A 2,417-nucleotide genomic window follows, 5' to 3' on the forward strand; every position below is an offset into this window, starting at 1 on the left:
AGTACCGTGAGGGAAAGGTGAAAAGCACTTCGAGCAGAAGAGTGAAATAGTTCCTGAAACCATGCGCCTACAAGCGGTCGGAGCATGCTTTGCATGTGACGGCGTGCCTTTTGCATAATGAACCTACGAGTTGCCGTCGCCGGCGAGGATAAGCCCCACGAGTGGCGCATCCGCAGTGCAAGCGAGCCTTAATAGGGCGTTTTGAGTCGGCGGGGGCAGACGCGAAACCAAGTGATCTACGCATGTCCAGGGTGAAGTTCCGGTAACACGGAATGGAGGCCCGCACCAATAAGCGTTGAAAAGCTTCTGGATGAGGTGTGCGTAGGAGTGAAAGGCCAATCAAACTTGGAGATAGCTCGTACTCCCCGAAAGGCATTTAGGTGCCGCGTGTGGCGTTCCGCATGAGAGGTAGAGCGACCGATAGGTCGAGAGGGCTTCGCCGCCTATCGAGACCTGACGAACTCCGAATGCTCATGCGCCGGAGCCATGCAGTAAGGGGGCGGGTGCTAAGGTCCGTCCCCGAGAGGAGAAGAATCCAGACCGCCGTCTAAGGTCCCGGAATTCTGCCTGAGTTAGTCTAACGAAGTGCGGTCCCGGTGACAGCCAGGATGTTGGCTTGGAAGCAGCCATTCATTCAAAGAGTGCGTAACAGCTCACTGGTCGAGGGTCCGCGCGTGGATAATAATCGGGTATAAGGCAGATACCGAAGGCGCGGGATAGCAGTTTTTTTTCTGCACGTATCGGTAGGGGAGCATTCCGTGGGCGCAGAATGCGGGGGGCGACCCCCGCTGGAGCCCACTGAAAGGCAAATGTAGGTATAAGTAACGACAAGGAGGGTGAGATCCCCTCCCGCCGGAAGTCCAAGGTTTCCCGGGCAATGCCAGTCATCCCGGGGTCAGTCGGGTCCTAAGCCTCAGCCGAATGGCGATGGCGATGGCGGAAACGGTCAACATTCCGTTACTGCCGCACGGAGCGACGCGGCGACGCAGGAGTGAAACGGCCGCGGGGTAACGGTATACCCCGTTGAAGGGCGTAGCAGCCGAGGGGGGCAGGGAAGTCCGTCCCCCGATGCGACCCCCATAGTACGGGGCCTTCCCCGGAAGGCCCCGATAGTGCCGGTAACCATACTGCCGAGAAAACCCGCTACGCAGATCCGTTCGGCACCCGTACCGCAGACCGACACAGGTAGACGGGTAGAACATACCGAGGCGTTGAGAGACTCATGGTCAAGGAACTAGGCAAACTGACCCCGTAACTTCGGGACAAGGGGTCCTCATGGCGACATGAGGCGCAGAGAATAGGTCCAGGCAACTGTTTAACAAAAACACAGGGCTGTGCGAACTCGAAAGATGATGTATACAGCCTGACACCTGCCCGGTGCCGGAAGGTTAAGAGGAGGCGTTACCAGCGATGGGAGGCGCCGATTTGAAGCCCCGGTAAACGGCGGCCGTAACTATAACGGTCCTAAGGTAGCGAAATTCCTTGTCGGGTAAGTTCCGACCTGCACGAATGGTGTAATGATCCGGACGCTGTCTCGACCATGATCTCAGTGAAATTGTAGTATCGGTGAAGATGCCGATTACCCGCGATGGGACGAAAAGACCCCGTGAACCTTTACTACAGCTTAGCACTGACCCTGGCCATCCGACGTGTAGGATAGGCCGGAGGCTTCGAAGCCGGGGCGCCAGCCCCGGCGGAGCCGCCCTTGAAATACGGCCCTTCGGCTGTCCGGGGTCTAACGCGCTCTGTCGCGGACACTGCTTGGCGGGTAGTTTGACTGGGGTGGTCGCCTCCAAAAGCGTAACGGAGGCTTCCAAAGGTGCCCTCCGGCCGTTCGGTAACCGGCCTTTTAGAGTGCAATGGCATAAGGGCGCTTGACTGGGAGGGAGACATCCCGAGCAGGCAGGAAACTGGGGCATAGTGATCCGGTGCACGCGCATGGAAGCTGCATCGCTCAAAGGATAAAAGGTACTCCGGGGATAACAGGCTGATCCCCCCCAAGAGCTCATATCGACGGGGTGGTTTGGCACCTCGATGTCGGCTCGTCACATCCTGGGGCTGGAGAAGGTCCCAAGGGTTGGGCTGTTCGCCCATTAAAGTGGCACGCGAGCTGGGTTCAGAACGTCGTGAGACAGTTCGGTCTCTATCTATCGCGGGCGTTGGAGTTTTGCGTGGTGCCGCCACTAGTACGAGAGGACCGTGGCGGACGGACCTCCGGTCTGCCGGTTGTGCCGCCAGGCGCACCGCCGGGTATCCGCGTCCGGACGGGATAAGCGCTGAATGCATCTAAGCGCGAAGCCCGCCGCAAGATGAGAGCTCCTTTTCGAGGGCCGTCCCAGACGAGGACGTCGATAGGGCGCAGGTGTAAAGGCGGCGACGCCAAAGCCGAGCGCTACTAATTGCCCGAACCTTTCCGC

Annotated in this window: 1 rRNA gene; it reads left to right on the plus strand. The window is 58.9% G+C overall.

The features are described from left to right. Window positions 1-2,417, plus strand: a 23S ribosomal RNA gene (locus tag BM114_RS13930); the annotation flags it as partial.

The sequence above is a fragment of the Prevotella sp. KH2C16 genome (genome assembly GCF_900113305.1).
Classification (GTDB): domain Bacteria; phylum Bacteroidota; class Bacteroidia; order Bacteroidales; family Bacteroidaceae; genus Prevotella.